This window comes from Novosphingobium mangrovisedimenti (genome assembly GCF_025153475.1).
GTDB lineage: Bacteria > Pseudomonadota > Alphaproteobacteria > Sphingomonadales > Sphingomonadaceae > Novosphingobium > Novosphingobium mangrovi_A.
In genome coordinates, this window is the sequence record NZ_JANZXA010000001.1 from 53,615 (window position 1) to 69,952 (window position 16,338).

The 16,338-nt window shown below is 64.5% G+C and carries 15 protein-coding genes; 7 read left to right on the plus strand and 8 right to left on the minus strand.

The window, feature by feature from the left end; translation table 11 throughout:
- Positions 1-264: 264 nt before the first annotated feature.
- On the minus strand, positions 265-2,718 hold the full coding sequence (locus NZK81_RS00280; protein ID WP_260043016.1) for a TonB-dependent receptor: 2,454 nt from the start codon (positions 2,716-2,718) through the stop codon (positions 265-267).
- A gap of 364 nt (positions 2,719-3,082) precedes the next feature.
- Here NZK81_RS00280 and NZK81_RS00285 point away from each other — a divergent pair, with 364 nt between their 5' ends.
- The 4 genes from NZK81_RS00285 (at position 3,083) to NZK81_RS00300 (ending at position 6,792) form a co-directional block, all read left to right on the plus strand.
- Positions 3,083-5,065, plus strand: a complete 1,983-nt coding sequence (locus tag NZK81_RS00285) for a TonB-dependent receptor plug domain-containing protein (RefSeq protein ID WP_419181639.1) — start codon at positions 3,083-3,085, stop codon at positions 5,063-5,065.
- Positions 5,066-5,107: 42 nt separating this feature from the next.
- A complete protein-coding gene (locus NZK81_RS00290; protein WP_260043020.1) occupies positions 5,108-5,680 on the plus strand; it encodes a (2Fe-2S)-binding protein in 573 nt (190 codons plus the stop codon).
- A gap of 10 nt (positions 5,681-5,690) precedes the next feature.
- Positions 5,691-6,035, plus strand: a complete 345-nt coding sequence (gene arsC, locus NZK81_RS00295) for an arsenate reductase (glutaredoxin) (protein ID WP_260043022.1) — start codon at positions 5,691-5,693, stop codon at positions 6,033-6,035.
- 115 nt (positions 6,036-6,150) lie between these two features.
- Positions 6,151-6,792, plus strand: coding sequence for a class I SAM-dependent methyltransferase (locus NZK81_RS00300; protein WP_260043023.1), 642 nt, complete (start codon positions 6,151-6,153; stop codon positions 6,790-6,792).
- 44 nt (positions 6,793-6,836) lie between these two features.
- Here NZK81_RS00300 and NZK81_RS00305 read toward each other — a convergent pair whose 3' ends face one another.
- A complete protein-coding gene (locus NZK81_RS00305; protein ID WP_260043024.1) occupies positions 6,837-7,679 on the minus strand; it encodes a lipoyltransferase in 843 nt (280 codons plus the stop codon).
- Positions 7,680-7,758: 79 nt separating this feature from the next.
- On the opposite strand from NZK81_RS00305, the gene lipB reads away from it, so the two are divergent.
- The gene (gene lipB, locus NZK81_RS00310; RefSeq protein WP_260043025.1) at positions 7,759-8,454 is read left to right on the plus strand and encodes a lipoyl(octanoyl) transferase LipB; all 696 of its coding nucleotides are present in this window, start codon (positions 7,759-7,761) and stop codon (positions 8,452-8,454) included.
- Positions 8,455-8,781 (plus strand): hypothetical protein, encoded by a 327-nt coding sequence (locus NZK81_RS00315; RefSeq protein ID WP_260043026.1) that lies wholly within the window; start codon positions 8,455-8,457, stop codon positions 8,779-8,781.
- Here the strand turns inward: NZK81_RS00315 and NZK81_RS00320 are convergent.
- Together NZK81_RS00320 and NZK81_RS00325 are read right to left on the minus strand one after the other, a co-directional pair.
- Positions 8,762-9,697: an HpcH/HpaI aldolase/citrate lyase family protein gene (locus NZK81_RS00320; RefSeq protein ID WP_260043027.1), complete on the minus strand. Its 936-nt coding sequence runs from the start codon at positions 9,695-9,697 to the stop codon at positions 8,762-8,764. The two genes, NZK81_RS00315 and NZK81_RS00320, sit on opposite strands and share 20 nt — an antisense overlap.
- A gap of 84 nt (positions 9,698-9,781) precedes the next feature.
- Positions 9,782-10,948 carry an N-acetyltransferase gene (locus tag NZK81_RS00325; protein ID WP_260043028.1) on the minus strand — a complete coding sequence of 389 codons (1,167 nt, stop codon included), beginning with the start codon at positions 10,946-10,948 and terminating at the stop codon, positions 9,782-9,784.
- 147 nt (positions 10,949-11,095) lie between these two features.
- Here NZK81_RS00325 and NZK81_RS00330 point away from each other — a divergent pair, with 147 nt between their 5' ends.
- A complete protein-coding gene (locus NZK81_RS00330; RefSeq protein ID WP_260043029.1) occupies positions 11,096-12,199 on the plus strand; it encodes a fatty acid desaturase family protein in 1,104 nt (367 codons plus the stop codon).
- Between the two features lie 28 nt (positions 12,200-12,227).
- Here NZK81_RS00330 and lptG read toward each other — a convergent pair whose 3' ends face one another.
- The 4 genes from lptG to NZK81_RS00350 all read right to left on the minus strand — a co-directional run bounded on the left by lptG (position 12,228) and on the right by NZK81_RS00350 (position 16,209).
- Positions 12,228-13,325, minus strand: a complete 1,098-nt coding sequence (gene lptG / locus NZK81_RS00335) for an LPS export ABC transporter permease LptG (RefSeq protein WP_260043031.1) — start codon at positions 13,323-13,325, stop codon at positions 12,228-12,230.
- Between the two features lies 1 nt (position 13,326).
- The gene (gene lptF, locus NZK81_RS00340; RefSeq protein WP_260043033.1) at positions 13,327-14,553 is read right to left on the minus strand and encodes an LPS export ABC transporter permease LptF; all 1,227 of its coding nucleotides are present in this window, start codon (positions 14,551-14,553) and stop codon (positions 13,327-13,329) included.
- Between the two features lie 227 nt (positions 14,554-14,780).
- Positions 14,781-15,167 (minus strand): ATP-dependent Clp protease adapter ClpS, encoded by a 387-nt coding sequence (gene clpS / locus NZK81_RS00345; RefSeq protein WP_260043035.1) that lies wholly within the window; start codon positions 15,165-15,167, stop codon positions 14,781-14,783.
- A 115-nt stretch (positions 15,168-15,282) separates the two neighbouring features.
- On the minus strand, positions 15,283-16,209 hold the full coding sequence (locus NZK81_RS00350; protein WP_260043037.1) for a phasin family protein: 927 nt from the start codon (positions 16,207-16,209) through the stop codon (positions 15,283-15,285).
- Positions 16,210-16,338: the final 129 nt, after the last annotated feature.

Genomic DNA, 16,338 nt, shown 5'->3' on the forward strand with positions numbered 1-16,338 from the left:
AACCCGCGCTCGGCGGCTTCTTCGAACTGGTGGCGATTTCCGAAGCCGTGGCAGTCCCCCTTCCGCAGACACTCCCGCTCGGCGCACTTCCGGCGACGATGGACCTGCTGCGCGGGCCGAATGCGGAAACCAAGGTCCACGTCGATCTGAACGCCTGACATCGGCAAACGCTCGCCCGGAGAGGGAAACGCCTGCTCTCTTCCCCCCAGAAGAGAGCAGGCGCCCGGGCTTCGCCGAAGGACGAAGCCTGGAATTCGTTTCCGGTCAGTACCTGAAAGTCAGCTGCACCGCCACCGTGCGCGGCAATGCCGGAGTACCGATGATGTCGGCCAGCGGCACGCACCCGGTGGGCGTACCGATGGCGGTGCAGCTGACCCCGTCGGTCCCCTTGGCGCCGCCCGTGCCGGTGCGATCGATGCCGTTGATCAGGTTGCGCTTGTTGGTGAGGTTGCGACCGATCACCGCCAGTTCCCACTTGTGATCGGCAGTGAACATGCGCCAGGTCGCATCCAGCTTCACGAAGGACTTCTGGACCGCCAGCGGCTGCAACTGGGTGCCGACGTTGTACTTGCCCGAATAGCTGCCGTCGGCCGAAAAGCTCATCATCAGCGCATCGCCCAGACCGAATTCGTAGTAGCCGCCGAACTGTGCGGTGAAGACCGGCGCCTTGCGCAGGCGGCGACCCGAAAGGTCCTGCGCCGTGAAGCGCATCAGCACGTCGTCATACTGCCTGTTGCAGCCCAGCGAGACCGTCTGCCCGGCATAGCAGTCGGCGAGATAGTCCTGGAATTTCGAATCGTTGAGCGCAGCCGCCGCATGCAGGCTGAACCCCGGAACCGCGTGGGGACTGAAGCTGGTTTCCATCTCCAGCCCCCTGATCCGCGCCTTGGCCGCGTTCTGCAGGCGGAAGGCACGGCTGGTGGTGTCGAAGACGGAAACCTGCAGCCCCTTGTAGTCGTACCAGTACCCGGTCAGGTTGAAGGTCACCTGCCGGTCCGCGAAGCGCGACTTGAGACCGGCCTCGAAGCCACTCACTTCCTCGGGATCGAAAGCCTGCCCGCGGGCCGGATCGAGAACGATGGCCCCGTTGGTGAAACCCGCGTCGAAGCCGCCGGACTTGAAACCCTCCTTGTAGGAGGCGAACAGCATGACGTCCTCGCCCGGCTTGTACTTGATCGTCACCTCTGGCGAGAAGTCATTGAATTTCAGCTTCGTCGAGGGATAGAGCGGGTTCGTCGTCACGTCGTAGGGCGTGCCGCCGTAAGGCGTGACCGTGAAGTCCAGCAGGTCCTTGACCTCATGGGTATAGCGTCCGCCCGCGGTGATCTGGATCTGATCTGTCGGGTTGAACAGCAACTGCCCGAACACGGAAGTCGATTTCTGGTCCTGATGCGTCGATTCGGTCGGCAGCGGATAGTTGATCACCGGGACCGCGATGAACGTCAGCGTGTAGAGCTTGCGGTCCTCGTAGAAGCCGCCCACCACGAAATCGAACATGCCGCCGAAGTCGGACGCTAGCCGCAGTTCCTGCGAATACTGGTCGTTGGTGAAGCGCACCCCGAAGCCGTTGTTGCTGGTGGGACCGTAGCCGCCGTTCGACGTCAGGGCCTCGCGCACACCGTAGTAGCCGGAAACGCTCGTCAGCTTCAGCGCATCGGTCATTTCCCAGTCGATCTGGCTGGTCACCAGATACTGCTTGTTGATCCGGCCGCCGTTGACACCGGAAAGATAGGGACTGAGCGCGAGAAACGAGGGATCGAACTGCGCGGTATATTCCACGCCGTCGTTCTTGCAGTTGCTGGCATCCTCGAACGGACGCTGGCCCACGCCATAGGGGCACGCGACGATGTCCGAGAAATACGATGAGCCACCGATGATTTCGGTGTCGGTATAAGTCCCCTTGAGGCGGACCTTGAGCCTGTCCGTGGGCTGGAGCACCAGCGTGCCGCGCACGAAGATCTCGTCGCGCTTGGGAAAGCGGTGCAGGTCAGTGGGGATCACGCCCGGCGGCGGGGCGTCCGTGCCCGGCGCATTCGGCGTGACAAGCCGGACGTAGCCCTTTTCCTTGGACCAGTGGGTCGCCAGCCGCAGGCCGATGCCTTCCGCGATCGGTGCCGAACCCGTCATGTCGACGTATTTCTGGCGCGACTTGAACTCGTAGCCGGTGCGGACCATCAGTTCCTGCGTATCACCGGGGTCGGCCGTGATCACCGAGATGATGCCGCCCGGGCTGTTCTTGCCGAAGAACAGCGACTGCGGCCCGCGCAGCACTTCGATCTGCTGCAGGTCCATCTGCGCCGCGCGCATGATCTGCGCACTGGAAATCGGCACGCCATCGACGTTGACCGAAACCGCCTGGTCGATGAAGGCCATGGACTCGCCCGAGCCGATGCCGCGCAACGAAATCGAGCCGCCCATCGAACCCGAGGATTCACCCGTGAGCAGGCCCGGCGTGAACTGCGCGATGGAATCGATGCCGGTCACGCCGTAGCGGTTGAGCAGTGCATCGCTCAGCACCGTCATCGGCACCGGCGCTTCCTGCGCCGTCTCGTCGCGGCGACGTGCGGTGACGATGATCTCGCTGCCGTAGACGTCGTCCTGCACGGGCTGTGCGCGTGCAGGCGCATCCTGCGCCATCGCGGGACCGCCGCACAGCGCCATGCCTCCGGCCAGAAACAGATTCGTGCAGGCAAGCAGCCATGCCTTCGATGCCTTCATGTCATCCCTCCTCCAATCGCCCGGCATGTGCCGGAACGAGTGCCGCCGACTTTCATCGGCTTGCCTGCGGGAGAAGGTTATCAGGGACTTGCCGCCCCCATTTTCATGCCCTGCTCCCTGCCGCTGCAATAGATTCAGTGCACTGGAATATCAACACTTGTAACTTTATTTCTAAACATATGTCTGCACTCCCCCCGGCGCCGCATCGCCGATGGGGGCCAAAAATTCCACGCGAGACAAGCCGCAGTTCCGCGCCGGACTCACCCCGCCGCCAGCTTCCGCGTTTGCCAGCGCACGAACTTTCCCTAAAGACCCTGCCATGACCCGTTCGAGAACCCGCGCCGCGCTGACCGGAACAGTCCTGATGCTCGGGACCTGCCTTGCCGCGCCCCCCGCCCTTGCCGACGAAGCCGATCCCTCCGCGATCCTGGTGACAGGACGAGGCCTCGAAGACGGCCCGGCTACGCCGGCCTACGACGTGACGATCATCGATCGCGACGCGGTAATCGCCAGCGCTTCGGGCCGGATCGAGGACGTGCTCTCCTCGGTCGCCGGCTTCCAGCTGTTCCGCCGGTCGGACAGCCGCGCTGCCAACCCTTCGGCACAAGGGGTGACGCTGCGCGCGCTGGGCGGAAATGCCTCCAGCCGCGCACTGGTGCTGCTCGACGGCGTGCCGGTCGCCAATCCGTTCTTCGGCTACATCCCGCTTTCCGCCCTAAACCCCGACCGGCTCGCCTCGGTCCGCGTCACGCGCGGCGGCGGCATGGGCGCGTTCGGCACCGGGGCCGTGTCCGGCACGATCGACCTCACCAGTGCCGGCCCCGACGAAATCGGCGCGCTGCAGGCTTCGGCCCTGGTCGACCAGCGCGGCGAGACGCAGCTTTCGGCCACGACCGCCCCGCGCCTTGGTGACGGCTTCCTCACGGCAAGCGTGCAATGGGACCGGGGCAAGGGCTTCTGGACGACACCGAAGGACCAGCGCGTACCCGCCTCGGTCCGTGCCCGGTACGAAAGCTGGTCCGGCAGCCTGCGCGCGGTGGCGCCGCTCAATGATACCGTCGAGATCCAGGCGTCCGGCCTTGTCTATGACGATGAACGGACACTGCGCTTCGACGGCGCCGATTCCACATCGTCGGGCCAGCAGGGGAGCCTGCGACTGGTCGGCAGGGGCGACTGGCAGTTCGACGTGCTCGGCTATGTCCAGGCGCAGGACTTCTCCAACATCGTCATCAGTTCGTCGCGCTTCACCAAGGTGCTCGATCAGGCGAAGACGCCGACGCTCGCCGTGGGCGGCAAGGCCGAGCTTCGCCCGCCGGTGGGCGATGCGCACGTGCTGCGACTGGGCGCCGACATCCGGCTTTCGCAAGGCCATCTGGTGGAAACGCCCTATTCGGCGTTCTCCGGCCAGGCGACAGCCTTTCGCCGCGCGGGCGGCGACCAGTCGGACCTGGGCCTCTATGCCGAGGACGACTGGACGCTGGGCGCCTTCGTCCTCACCGCCGGACTGCGCGCGGATCGCTGGACGATCCGCAACGGGTTCTACCGCGAAAGCAATCCCGACGGCGCGATCAGCGAGGACACGACCTTTGCCGATCGTTCCGGCTGGAACACCAATGTCCGTGGCGGCGTGGTCTGGAACGTGACCGAAACGGTATCACTGCGCGCCGCCGCCTACACCGGTATGCGTCTGCCGACACTCAACGAACTCTACCGCCCCTTCGTGGTCTTCCCGGTCACCACGCAGGCCAACGCCGCCCTCAAGCCCGAGAAGCTGCGCGGGTACGAGGCCGGCATCGAACTGCACCCCTCGGATGCGTTCACGCTGTCGCTTACCGCTTTCGACAACCGCCTGAAGGACGCGATCGCCAACGTCACCATCGCCACCAACCTGCGCCAGCGCCAGAACGTCAACGCCATCCGCGCACGCGGGATCGAGGCCTCCGCGGACCTGTCGCTGGGGCAGGTCAGCCTCACCGGCTCTCTGGCCTGGACCGATGCCAAGGTGGAGGCGAGCGGCATACAGTTCGCGCTCGACGGGATGCGGCCCTCGCAGGTCCCCAAGCTGGCCGCGAGCGCGACGCTGGCCTGGGCGCCCCGTTCCGGCTGGCGCCTTGCCGCCACGCTGCGCCACGTCGGCATGCAATACGAGGACGATCTCCAGACCGACATCCTGCCGGCCGCAACCACGCTCGACGCCTATGCGCAAATTCCTCTCGCGGGTCCGTTCTCCCTGGTGCTGCGCGGCGAGAATCTGACCGACGAGACCGTGATGACGCGCAACCAGTCCGGCTCGATCGACCTCGGCGCACCGCGCACGGTGTGGGCTGGGTTGCGGATAGGGCTGTAACGGCTCTGGCGAGGTCGGGCACATCGGCCTAAGGAACATGCGATGCCGCGCCTGACAGTCAACGATCGCCCGGTCGAGTTCGACATGGACCCGCAGACACCCCTGCTCTGGGCACTGCGCGATGCCGCGAACCTGACCGGCACCAAGTATGGCTGCGGCGAAGGCGATTGCGGGGCCTGCACGGTGCTGGTGGACGGGTCCGCGCTGCGATCCTGCCTTATCACGCTGGCCGAATGCGAGGGCCGCTTCGTCGTCACCATAGAGGGCCTGTCATCCGACCGCTCGCATCCGGTGCAGCAGGCAATGGTCGCCGAACAGGCCATCCAGTGCGGCTTCTGCACGCCGGGTATCGTCATCAACGGCGCGGCGCTGCTGGCGCGCAATTCCAATCCCAGCGAGGCGGAGATCCGGCAGGCAATCCCCAACTTGTGCCGCTGCGGCGTCTATCCCCGACTGGTGCGCGCGATCCAGCGCGCCGCCGCCGTGGCCCGCCGCGAGGAAACGATCAGCGCCGCTCCGGCGCCGGGCATCACCCGCGAGGATGCCGCAAGGGCCGTGCCGGCCATGACCCCCGAGCCGGACCCAGCCCCCGAACCAGTACCCACAGGACAATGAGGAGACAGCCATGAAGGCAACGATCTGGCACAACCCGAAGTGCGGCACTTCGCGCAAGACCCTGGCGATCCTCGAAGAGACGCCGGGCGTGGACGTGGAAGTCGTCGAATATCTCAAGACCCCGCCCAGCGCGGAAAAGCTCGGCCAGCTCTACAAGGATGCCGGAATCACCCCGCAGCAGGGCCTGCGCATGCGCGGCACCGATGCCACCGAGCGCGGCCTGCCGGAAGCCGACGATGCCACCGTGCTTGCCGCGATGGCCGCCGAACCGATCTTGATCGAACGTCCGCTGGTGGAAACCGACAAGGGCGCGCGGCTTTGTCGGCCCATGGAAAAGGTACACGAAATTCTGTGATGAACCGGTCGTTTATCTGGACAGTCCGTCCCGGCTGCCTTGCAATGCGGATGGTAATCTGCCACCGCATTGCACATTCGTGACACAGGGTAACAGTGCGAGAGCATCCGCGAGCATGACCAGTACAGAGCTTGCCCGAGAGGCATTGCCCCAGAGGATCAAGCGCAAAATCAAGCAAGGACTGGGCCCCTGGGGGGTCTTTTTCGAAGGCTTTCTGCGCAATCCGGTGATGGTCGGTTCGATCGTGCCGTCCTCGCGATTCACCATCAACCGCATGCTATCGCGGGTCGACTGGGACAACTGCAAGCTCTTCGTCGAGTATGGCCCGGGCGTCGGCACCTTCTGCCGCCCCGTACTCGACCGCATGAGCCGCGATGCGACCCTGCTGGTGATCGACACCAACCCCAGGTTTATCGAATACCTGCGCCGCACGATCACCGACAGCCGCTTCATCGCGGTGAACGGATCGGCCGCGGACGTCGAGGAGATCGTGCGCGCGCACGGGCATGAAAAGGCGGACTACGTGCTGTCGGGCCTGCCTTTCTCGACACTGCCCGAAGGCGTCGGCCCGGCCATCGCCTCGGCGACCTACCGCGTCATCCGCAAGGGCGGCGCGTTCCTGGTCTACCAGTTCACCCCCAAGGCCCGCACCTTCATGGCCCGGCACTTCAAGCGCATCGACGATGCCATAGAGCCGATCAACGTGCCGCCCTGCTTCATGTGGTGGGGCTGGAAGGACGAAGACGACAACGCCTGACCGGCGCCGGATCTTCTCCGCCCCGCCCGGGGTGGCTCTTTCCCTTATTCGAAAGTCTGCGAGATCGTCTCGGGCGCGGGGCCGGCGAGCTGGCGGTGCGTGTAGGCCAGCACCGCGGTCAGGATCACGCTCGCGACCGCGCCGATCACGCCGGAAACGACGCCCGTGAAGAACGTCAGCGCGTCACCCTCACCGAAGATCAGCGCCATCGGACCAACCAGAGCGATCGTCGCCATGAAGGCGACTGCCAGATAGCCTATCATCAGCAGCACAAAGAAGCCGAAGAGCCGCAGGCTGTTGTTGCGCGTAAGCCGCCACGAACGCATCAGCGCCGCGACGGGACTAACGAGGGCCTCGTTGATCACCACCGGCACCACGAGCGAGAGCTTGACCGAAAGGTAGGTGGCAAACGCCATCACTGCGAGCGCGATGATCAACGAAGCCACGCCCGTACCCGCGACGAGCCCGATCAGCCCGCCGGCGACCAGCCCCAGCACCGACGAGGCCATGAACAGGCCCAGTATGGTGAGCAATCCGGCACCGATCAGCGTGGGCAGGGCCCGAAGCGCGACAAGGATCGCCTCGCCAACGGTCGGGCGCCCACGGTCGCTCAACAGCGCCATGACCGTCAGATAGCCCACGCCCTGTACCAGCGTGCCGCCGATCCCGAAGCCGAGGAACAGCCCCATGTTCTCGGTAAAGATGCGCTCGACGGCTTCGGGATTGCCGACGGCCTCCAGCATCTGGGTCTGCACATCGGTGAGGAATACCGTGGAAAGCAGAGTCGGCAGCAGGAAGAAAACCCCGGCGACCGGCAGCAAGACCTGCCGGTTGGCTTTCACTGCGGCCATGGCGTCCAGCCAGGCGCTGTTGCTGTCGAACTTCATCACGTACTCCTGGTAGCCTGTCACGCAGGCTGTCTGAATATGCTTGATAACCGCAGGGAATGACGCCACGCAACGCGCCATGACGATTCCCCGCACTCTTCCCGGTGATATCGAGCTGCGCGTCTCGCAAAGCCCGGTACCCTATCGCGAGGCGCTGGAGGAAATGACCGCGCGCAACGCCGCCATCGCCACGGACGGCGCACGCGAGCTCATCTGGCTTCTCGAACACCCGCCGGTCTACACCGCCGGCACCAGCGCCGCATCGGCCGAGCTGCTCGATCCGCGTTTCGACGTGGTCGAAGCCGGGCGCGGCGGACGCTATACCTACCACGGGCCTGGACAGCGCGTATGCTACGTCCTGCTCGACCTGAAGAAGCGCGCCCGTGACGCGCGCGGCTTCGTCCATGCGCTGGAAGGCTGGGTGATCGATACCTTGCGCGATTTTGGCGTCGAGAGCTTCCGGTCCGAAGGACGCATCGGCATCTGGACCACGGATATCGACGGACGCGAAGCCAAGATCGGCGCCATCGGCGTGCGCATCCGCAAGTGGGTGACGATGCATGGCTTCGCGGTGAACATCCGGCCCGACCTGTCGCACTTTGCCGGGATCGTCCCCTGCGGTATCGAGGAGTTCGGCGTGACCAGTCTGGCGCGCCTCGGCCATGACGTCGACTTCGCCACCTGGGACGAAGCGCTCGTGGCCCGGGCCGGCAGCTTTCTGGCGGCTTTGGAAAACCGCTGCCCGCGTCCTTCCTCCCATCCGGAGACTGCCTGAATGAAAGCCCTTACCGCACCTGCCCGCGCAATATCCGCAGCGCTGGTGCTGACGCTCGCGATGGGCGGCTGCAACAAGGACAAGACGCCTGATCACGCCGCCGCCAAAGGCGAGATCCTGCCGCGCTCGGTCACCGACGACATGCTGCCTTACGATACCGTGCGCTCGCAGGCGCCGCTGGTCCACCCCGATACGGTCAAAGGCAGCACGGCCAGCCCCAGGGCAAACGCAACGGACAGCGCCGACGAGAGCGGTACAGCCGGCCCGAGCGAAGCGGCCGAAACCCCCGCACCAACGGCTGCGAGCGCTACGCCGGGCGCAGAATAGGCTTGCGCCGGGCTTCGGCGGCAGCAGCCTCCATATCGGCGAGCCCCGCCAGCCGCTGCGCCATCGCCAGATGCGAACGATCGACCATCCGTCCGCCAAAGGGCAGTGACCCGGCATGCGGACTTGACGCGAAGGCGGCAATGATCGCCCGCGCCTCTTCAAGCTCTTCCTCGCTCGGGGTGAAGGCCGCATTGATAACGCCGATCTGGCCGGGATGGATGGCGAACATGCCGGCAAAGCCATCGGCCCGCGAGCGGCGCGCGGCGCGGGCCGTGCCCTGCCCGTCCTCGAAATCCTCGAAAGCTGCATCGATCACGATGATCTGACTGGCATGCGCCGTCAGAAGCGCCTGCGCCCGAACGAAGCCGCAGGCGTCGCTCCAGCATCCGTTTTCCTCGCGCACGCCCGAAGCCCCGATCGACAGCGCAAGGCCGGTAGCACTCCAGGTCAGCCCGTGAAGGCGCTGGTGCCCCGAATCGAGATAGTCTCCGATCCGCATCGCGGCGCGCGGCGTATCGCCCACGACCGGCAGGATACGGGTCGTACTGGCGGGAATCGCATAGTGCTGTTCCAGCTCATAGATCTCGCTGGCAAGCTGGCGAACGGCGTCCGGGCCGGTGGCATTGGGCAGGATGATCCCGTCGGGCGCGCCGGCCATGACCGCAGCCAGATCCTCGCGCGAGTGGCCCGAATCGAGCGCATTGATACGCACCCAACGCCCCATGTCCCGATGTTCGAGCACGTTGGTGCGATAAGTCGCGAGCCACTCCGCGCCCAACGCGCGGGCGTGGCCCTTGCTGCCGTGTGGAACGGTATTCTCGAGATCGACGACGACGACATCCGCGCCCGTAGAGAACGCCGTGTCGAGCTGTGCGGCGTCATTGCCGGGTACGATGAACCAGGAACGGTACTTCATGGCCGTGAAACCCTTCCATCCGGAAATCCGGCGGAGAGGCTATCGGCAGCCGGTTAAGAATTTCTGGACCCGGTAAAGAAGGCTCTACAGCGCCTTCTCGTAGATCGCGTATTCGCGGTTCACCTTGCTGTCGATGGCATCGGCGATCGCGACCATTCCCTGGTTGTCCTCCAGAATCCAGCCGATCTCGCCCCGCTTCGCCCCGAACTTCGCCGTTGCGGAGCGGCGGATGTACTCGATCATCATGAAGGCGAGCTGGCTGGCAAGGCGCGACGCCTGCAGCTTCTTGCGCACGCCCATCAGCGGCACGCGCATGTCGGCGGGATAGGGCTTGCGCAGCCACAGCAGCAGCTTGATCAGGCCCAGGATGGACGGCTTGCCGTTACGCCCGTTCAGCCGCATCTGCACCTGATTGAGATCGGGCAGCGTCATCATGAAGGCCACGGGCTCGCCTTCGTATTCGGCAATGCGGATAAGCTCGGAATGAACCAGCGGCTTGAGGGCCTTGCCGGTATAGGCGATTTCCTCGGGCGTGAAGGGCACGAAACCCCAGTTGTCCGACCAGGCATCGTTGAGGATGTCGCAGATGATCCCCGCATCGCGATCGAAATGATTGAGATCGGCCCCGCGGATGCGGATCTTGGGGTTCTTCTCACCCGACGCGACAATGCGCTGGATCAGCGGCGGGAACTGCCTGGTCACGTCCAGATCGTAGGTATAGAGCGTCTTGACCCGGCCATAGCCCGCCCCTTCGATCCAGGCCTGATAGGCCGGATTGTGATGCGCCATCATCACCATCGGCGGATGATCGTGGCCTTGCACCTGCAACCCGGGCTCTTCCCATACCGACAGATTCATCGGTGCCAGAACGCGGCTCATGCCCTGCTCGCGCAGCCAGTTTTCCGCCGTCTCGATCAGGGCACGGGCAGTGTCCCCGTCCTCCGCCTCGATCGCCCCCCAGTTGCCGGTGCCCGGGCCCATGCCCTGCTCGACCGGCTGCTTCAGGGCCTGTTCGTCGATATGCGCGGAAATGCGCCCGACGATCCGGCCATCGCGGCGCGCCAGGAAGAGCTGGCAGCGTGCATGGGCGAAGAACGGATTCTTGCCGGGCGTGAACTTGGAAATTTCCTCCGAGCGCAGATTCGGCACCCAGTTTTGATCTGCCGCATTGAGCCGATAGGCGCAGTCCACGAAGGCGGCACGATCGGCCTTGCTGGATACGGGCGTGATGACTAGTTCGGAGTTGGCCATTATGCTGCCTTTGTTCCAGCTTATGGGACGGGTCGGAACGCGAAGTGCGGCGGCGCATGGTGACTTGTCAAGCAAGGCCGGGCTCTCCATTTCCACAGCCCCTGCCCCGGGTGCGATCCTGCCCGGACGATTTTGGAATTTGAACGCATGATTGCCCAGGACGTGATCGACCAATCCCGCAGCGCCCCGTCACCGGATTCGTCCGGCCGCACGGCGTCGACGTGGCATTCGCAAATGCCCGACGACAAGGAGATGCTGCGCGCCGCGGTCGAATTGACCCGCGACATCGCCGATGCCCGCGCCGCCATCTACTGGCCGGACATGCTGGGCTCGGCGACGCTGGGCTATGCGGCGCTGGCCGGCGCTATCCTGCTCGACAATCCGCTGGCCGCGCTCGCCTGCGGCCTGCTCGCCTCGCTGGCGCTCTATCGCGCCCTGCTGTTCATCCACGAGCTCACGCACATCCACAAGGATGCCCTGCCCGGCTTCCGTTTCGCATGGAACCTGCTGGTCGGCATCCCCCTGCTCATTCCCTCGTTCATGTACGAAGGCGTGCATACCCAGCACCATGCCCGCACGCGCTACGGCACCATCGACGATCCTGAGTACATGCCGCTGGCCTTGATGAAGCCCTGGAGCCTGCCGGTCTTCGCGCTCACCGCGATCCTGCTGCCGCCCGCACTGCTGGTGCGTTCCGCGGTGCTGGTGCCGCTGGGCGTCATCGTGCCGCCCGTGCGCAAGCTGGTATGGGAACGCGCGTCCGCGCTCTCGATCAATCCCCAGTACCGCCGCCGCAAGCCGGAAGGCGCATTCGCGCGCATGGTGTTCTGGCAGGAACTCGGCAGTTCGGTCTGGGCCATCGGGCTGGTCGCAGCCAGCTTCCTCTATGGCTGGCGCCCGCTCGTGATCGCGCTGTGCGTCGTTTCGCTTACCGCCTTCCTCAATCAGGTCCGCACCCTCGTGGCGCACCTGTGGGAAAACGACGGCGAGGCCATGACGGTGACCGCACAGTACCTCGATTCGGTGAATGTCCCGCCGCCCGCGCTGCTCTCTCCGCTGTGGGCACCGGTGGGCCTGCGCTATCATGCACTGCACCACCTGCTGCCTTCGATGCCCTATCACGCACTGGGCGAATGCCACCGCCGCCTGACGGCGCATCTCGGGCAGGACAGCACGTACACCCGCGCCAGCTACAAGGGGCTCATGCCGCTGCTGACCCGGCTGACGCGCAGCACGCTGCAGGCGAAGTAGTTCCGCGGGGCAGCGGGACTTCCCTGTCTTATTCCTCGGTTCTGATCAGAACCGTCTCGCCGATCAGGGCGAACAGCACGAAGGGCGCCCAGGCCGCGACGAACGGCGGGTAGCCACCGAAGTTGCCCATCGCCAGCGCCGCGTTGTCGAACACGAAATAGGCAAAGCCCAGCGCCATGCCGATCATCGCGCGGATCAGCAGCTGGCCCGAGCGCGCGAGGCCGAACGCGGCGACGGCCCCCAGAAGCGGCATCAGCGTGGAGGAAAGCGGCCCGGAAATCTTGTGCCACCAGGCCGCGTCGAGTTCGCTGGTGCGCCGCCCGGCGACCTTCAGCGCCTCGATCGAACTGGCGAGCGTGAAGATGTCCTGCGAATCCGCATCGACTTTCGAGAGCATGACCTTGCCGGGGGTGATGCCGGGGGCCACGACGGCCTCGGCCAGCCGCGAACTTTTCGTTCCCGCCACTTCGAAGCGTTCCGGGTTTTCGAGCTTCCAGCCGGGGTTGGCGAAGGTGGCGCGGGGGCTGCGCAACTGTTCGACGACCATGTCGTTGGCGTCGCGCCGGTAGAACGTCACCCCGGTCATGACCATGTCCTTGCCCCGGCCGTTCAGCGATTTCGCCAGCAGCATGTCGCGCCCGTCGGACAGGTAGAGGTTGGTTCGCACGCCCGAATCCTCCGGCACCGGCCCATAGTCGACCGAATGCCAGGCATCGAGCGTGGCCGTGGCGCGCGTCACCACCCGTTCGTTGAAGACGAAGCTCACGCCCGAAATCACCAGCGCCGTCAGCATCAGCGGCGCCAGCACCTGATGCGCTGACAGCCCCGCCGCCTTCATCGAGATCACTTCGCTGTTCTGATTCAGCGTGGCGAGCGTGATGATCGTCGCCAGCAGTACCGAATAGGGCAGGAACCGCGCGATCAGCTGCGGTATGCGCAAGGAGACGTAGTATAGCAACTGCCCCTCGCCATTGCCCGAATAGGCCAGAATGTCTCCGCTTTCGCCAAGCAGATCGAGCACCTGCAGCACCAGCACGAGCATCAGCAGCATCGCCAGGATACGGGTGATGAACAGGCGCGCGAGATAGAACGTCAGCGTGCGCGAGGGAAAGAATTCAAGCTGCATGTCAGGTCTGGTCCGCCGGTGTGGGCAGCAATGGGCCGCGGCGCGTGCGCCGCAGCAGCGACTTGAGGCGCTTGGCCACGCTGTTCGCGCCCTTCTCGAGCCAGCCGATGGCCTGTCCGCCCGGTACGTAGGCGACGCGCCAGTACATCCACAGGATCAGCAGGGCAAAGACGACGAACGGCCCCCACAGGCCCAGGATCGGATTGATCCGGCCCAGCGAGGCAACGTCGTTCGCGTACTGGTTCACCTTGTGATAGGCCACGATCATCACGATCGACACGATCAGGCCGAGCGCAGAGGTCGAACGCTTGGGGGGGATCGCCAGCGCCACCGCCAGCAGCGGCAAGAGCAGCATCATGAAGACTTCGACCATGCGATAGCTGAAATTGGCCTGGCTGGAAACGCGTCCCTCCTCGGGCTGGTTGTCGTTCCAGCCAAGCTTCATCAGCTCCGGCAGCAGGTATTCGCGCGCGGCACCGCCGCGCTGGCGGAACTTCTCGATCTGCGGCAGGTCGATCGGCAGGTCGTGCCGGGTGAACGTGAGCACACGCGACTTCTGGCCGGGCTCGTCCTGGATGATCTGCCCGTCCTCGAGCCGCAGGATGATCGTGTCGGGCGCTCCCTTGAGCGCCAGGAACCGGCCCTCGCGCGCGGAGATCGACAGCACCTGCCCCTTGCTGTTGGCCACGCGCGCGAAGATCCCCATGAGCCGCCGGCCTTCGTCCTGACTTTCGTCGATTTTCAGCGCGATGCGGTCCTTGAGCGACGTGAACTCGCCGACCTTGATCGACGCGCCGAGCGCCCCGGACTTGAGCTGGTAATTGAGCTGCTCGTAGGCATAGCGCGCAAGCGGCTGGAGATAGCCGACGTTGGCGAAGTTCAGCCCGACCATCACCAGCGTGATCAGATAGGGCACGCGCAACATACGGGTATAGCTGAGACCCACCGCCCGCATGACATCGAGCTCGCTGCTCGTCGCCAGCTTCCGGAAGGCGATCAGGATACCCAGCATCAGCCCCAGCGGAATCGCCAGGCTGGCATATTCGGGCAGCATGTTCCCCAGCATCTTGAACACGACGCCGATGGGACCGCCCTGGGTCGCCACGAAGTCAAAGAGCCGCAGCATCTTGTCGAGGACCAGCAACGAGGCCGCGAGCACGAATATCCCGAGCATCGGCATCATCACCAGGCGGAAGATGTAGCGGTCGATGGGGCTAATGAATTTCACGTGGGCCCATTCATCCAGGCGTCGTTACAGAACCGTCTTTCACTGGCCCTTAACGGACGGGCGGGCGAGGGCAAAGCGAATTGTCAGCCTCGGCCCGTGCAGTCCGCATCGACCCGTCCGGTCGCGCGGCGGGCGGCGGGCACGAAAACGGGAACCGCTCGACGCTCAACGGGCTTACGGGCCCGAATGGCGGAATGGAGAACCCGGGAGGAACGGAAGCGAGAAGGTCAGGCCTTTTCGAGCGTGCACTGGAGGGGGTGCTGATTCTGCCGGGCGAAGTCCATCACCTGGTTCACCTTTGTTTCGGCGATCTCGTAGGGAAAAATGCCGCAGACGCCGACGCCCTTCTGGTGGACGTGAAGCATGACCCGAGTCGCCTGTTCGAGGTCCATGTGGAAAACGCGCTTGAGGACCATCACCACGAATTCCATCGGGGTGTAGTCGTCGTTGAGCATCAGGACCTTGAACTGGCTGGGCTTTTTCGGCTTAGCGCGGGTCTTGGTAGCAAGACCGACCTGCTCGTCGTCGCCGGTGTTGTGGTCCGAATCGTTATCATCCCCGGCATGCACGGGCCTGGACAGGAAGCGTTCGGAATCGGCGATAGAGGCAATCATAGCTGGCAGAATATCGTACCGGGGCACCTATCTTCAAGATGCCCCGGTCGAGATTGTGAGACTTGCAGCTCTTCCGGCCGGACGAAACGAGTTCGTCCAGTCGGGCTGGCGCGCCTTACAGCGAGGCCGAACGCACCTTTTCCATCGCCATGCTGACGCGGCCCGAAATCGGGGCTATCGCGTCGCTGACGAGCTTGAGCATGGCTTCGCTGTTCTTCGAGCCGTAGGCGACGGCGCTGTCGAAGTTCTTGCGCATCATGTCGCTCTGGATCTTGAAGTAGTCGGTCGGCGACTTGGCGGCGGCGAGTTCCTTGATGTCGCCGGTCATGGTCTCGAACGCGCTGCGGCCTTCGGAAACGATTTCCGAACCCATGCTCTGCACGCCCTCGGCCAGGATCTTGCCTGATTCCATCACGGCTTCGACATTGCCCTTGGTGAAGTCACCGACTTCACCAAGCATCTTGGTGCTCTTTTCGAAAGCGTCCTTCGCCTTGGTCTGTGCTTCGGTCATGACATCCTGCAGACCGGAAAAATTAGCGCTCATGTCCATCTTAGTATCCTCGAGCATGAAGTTGGTGAAAAGTCCTGCGAACGCGGGTTCGGAGGCGGTCTTCGCCGCCTTTGGTTTGGCTGCCTTCGGGCTTGCGGCGGCGGGAGCCGGCATTTCCTTGACAACCTTGACAGCCGGTTTGGCCGCAGCCTTCACCGGAACAACTTTCTTCGCCGGCGTCGATGCAGGCTTGGAAACGGGTTTGGCCTTCGCAACCGTCTTGGCAGCGGGCGCCTTGGCCGCAGGCTTTGCCTTCGCTACTGCCTTGACGGGCGCGGGCGCGGGCGCTTCGGGAGCAGCTTCGGCCTTGACCGGAGCCGGCTTGGCCTTGGCAGCCCTGGTCTTCGAAAGGGCCTTGGGAGCAGCCGCCTTGCCTTTGGCGACCTTCGCTGCCGGTGCCGCAGCAACCGGCTTTTCAGGTACAGCCTCGACAGCGGCCTGATAGGCCTTGTCGGCGCCAGCAATATCCTTCGGGTCTTCGTTTGCGGCCATATCGACTTGTCCAGCTACCGAAATATGCAGTGAAACGTCTCGCCGGGATCGCCCGGGGTCTTGCCCGACTTATGATCCAAGCCGACTCAATCGTTGCTGCAATGCAAAATAGGTTTCCGCACAAGCGAA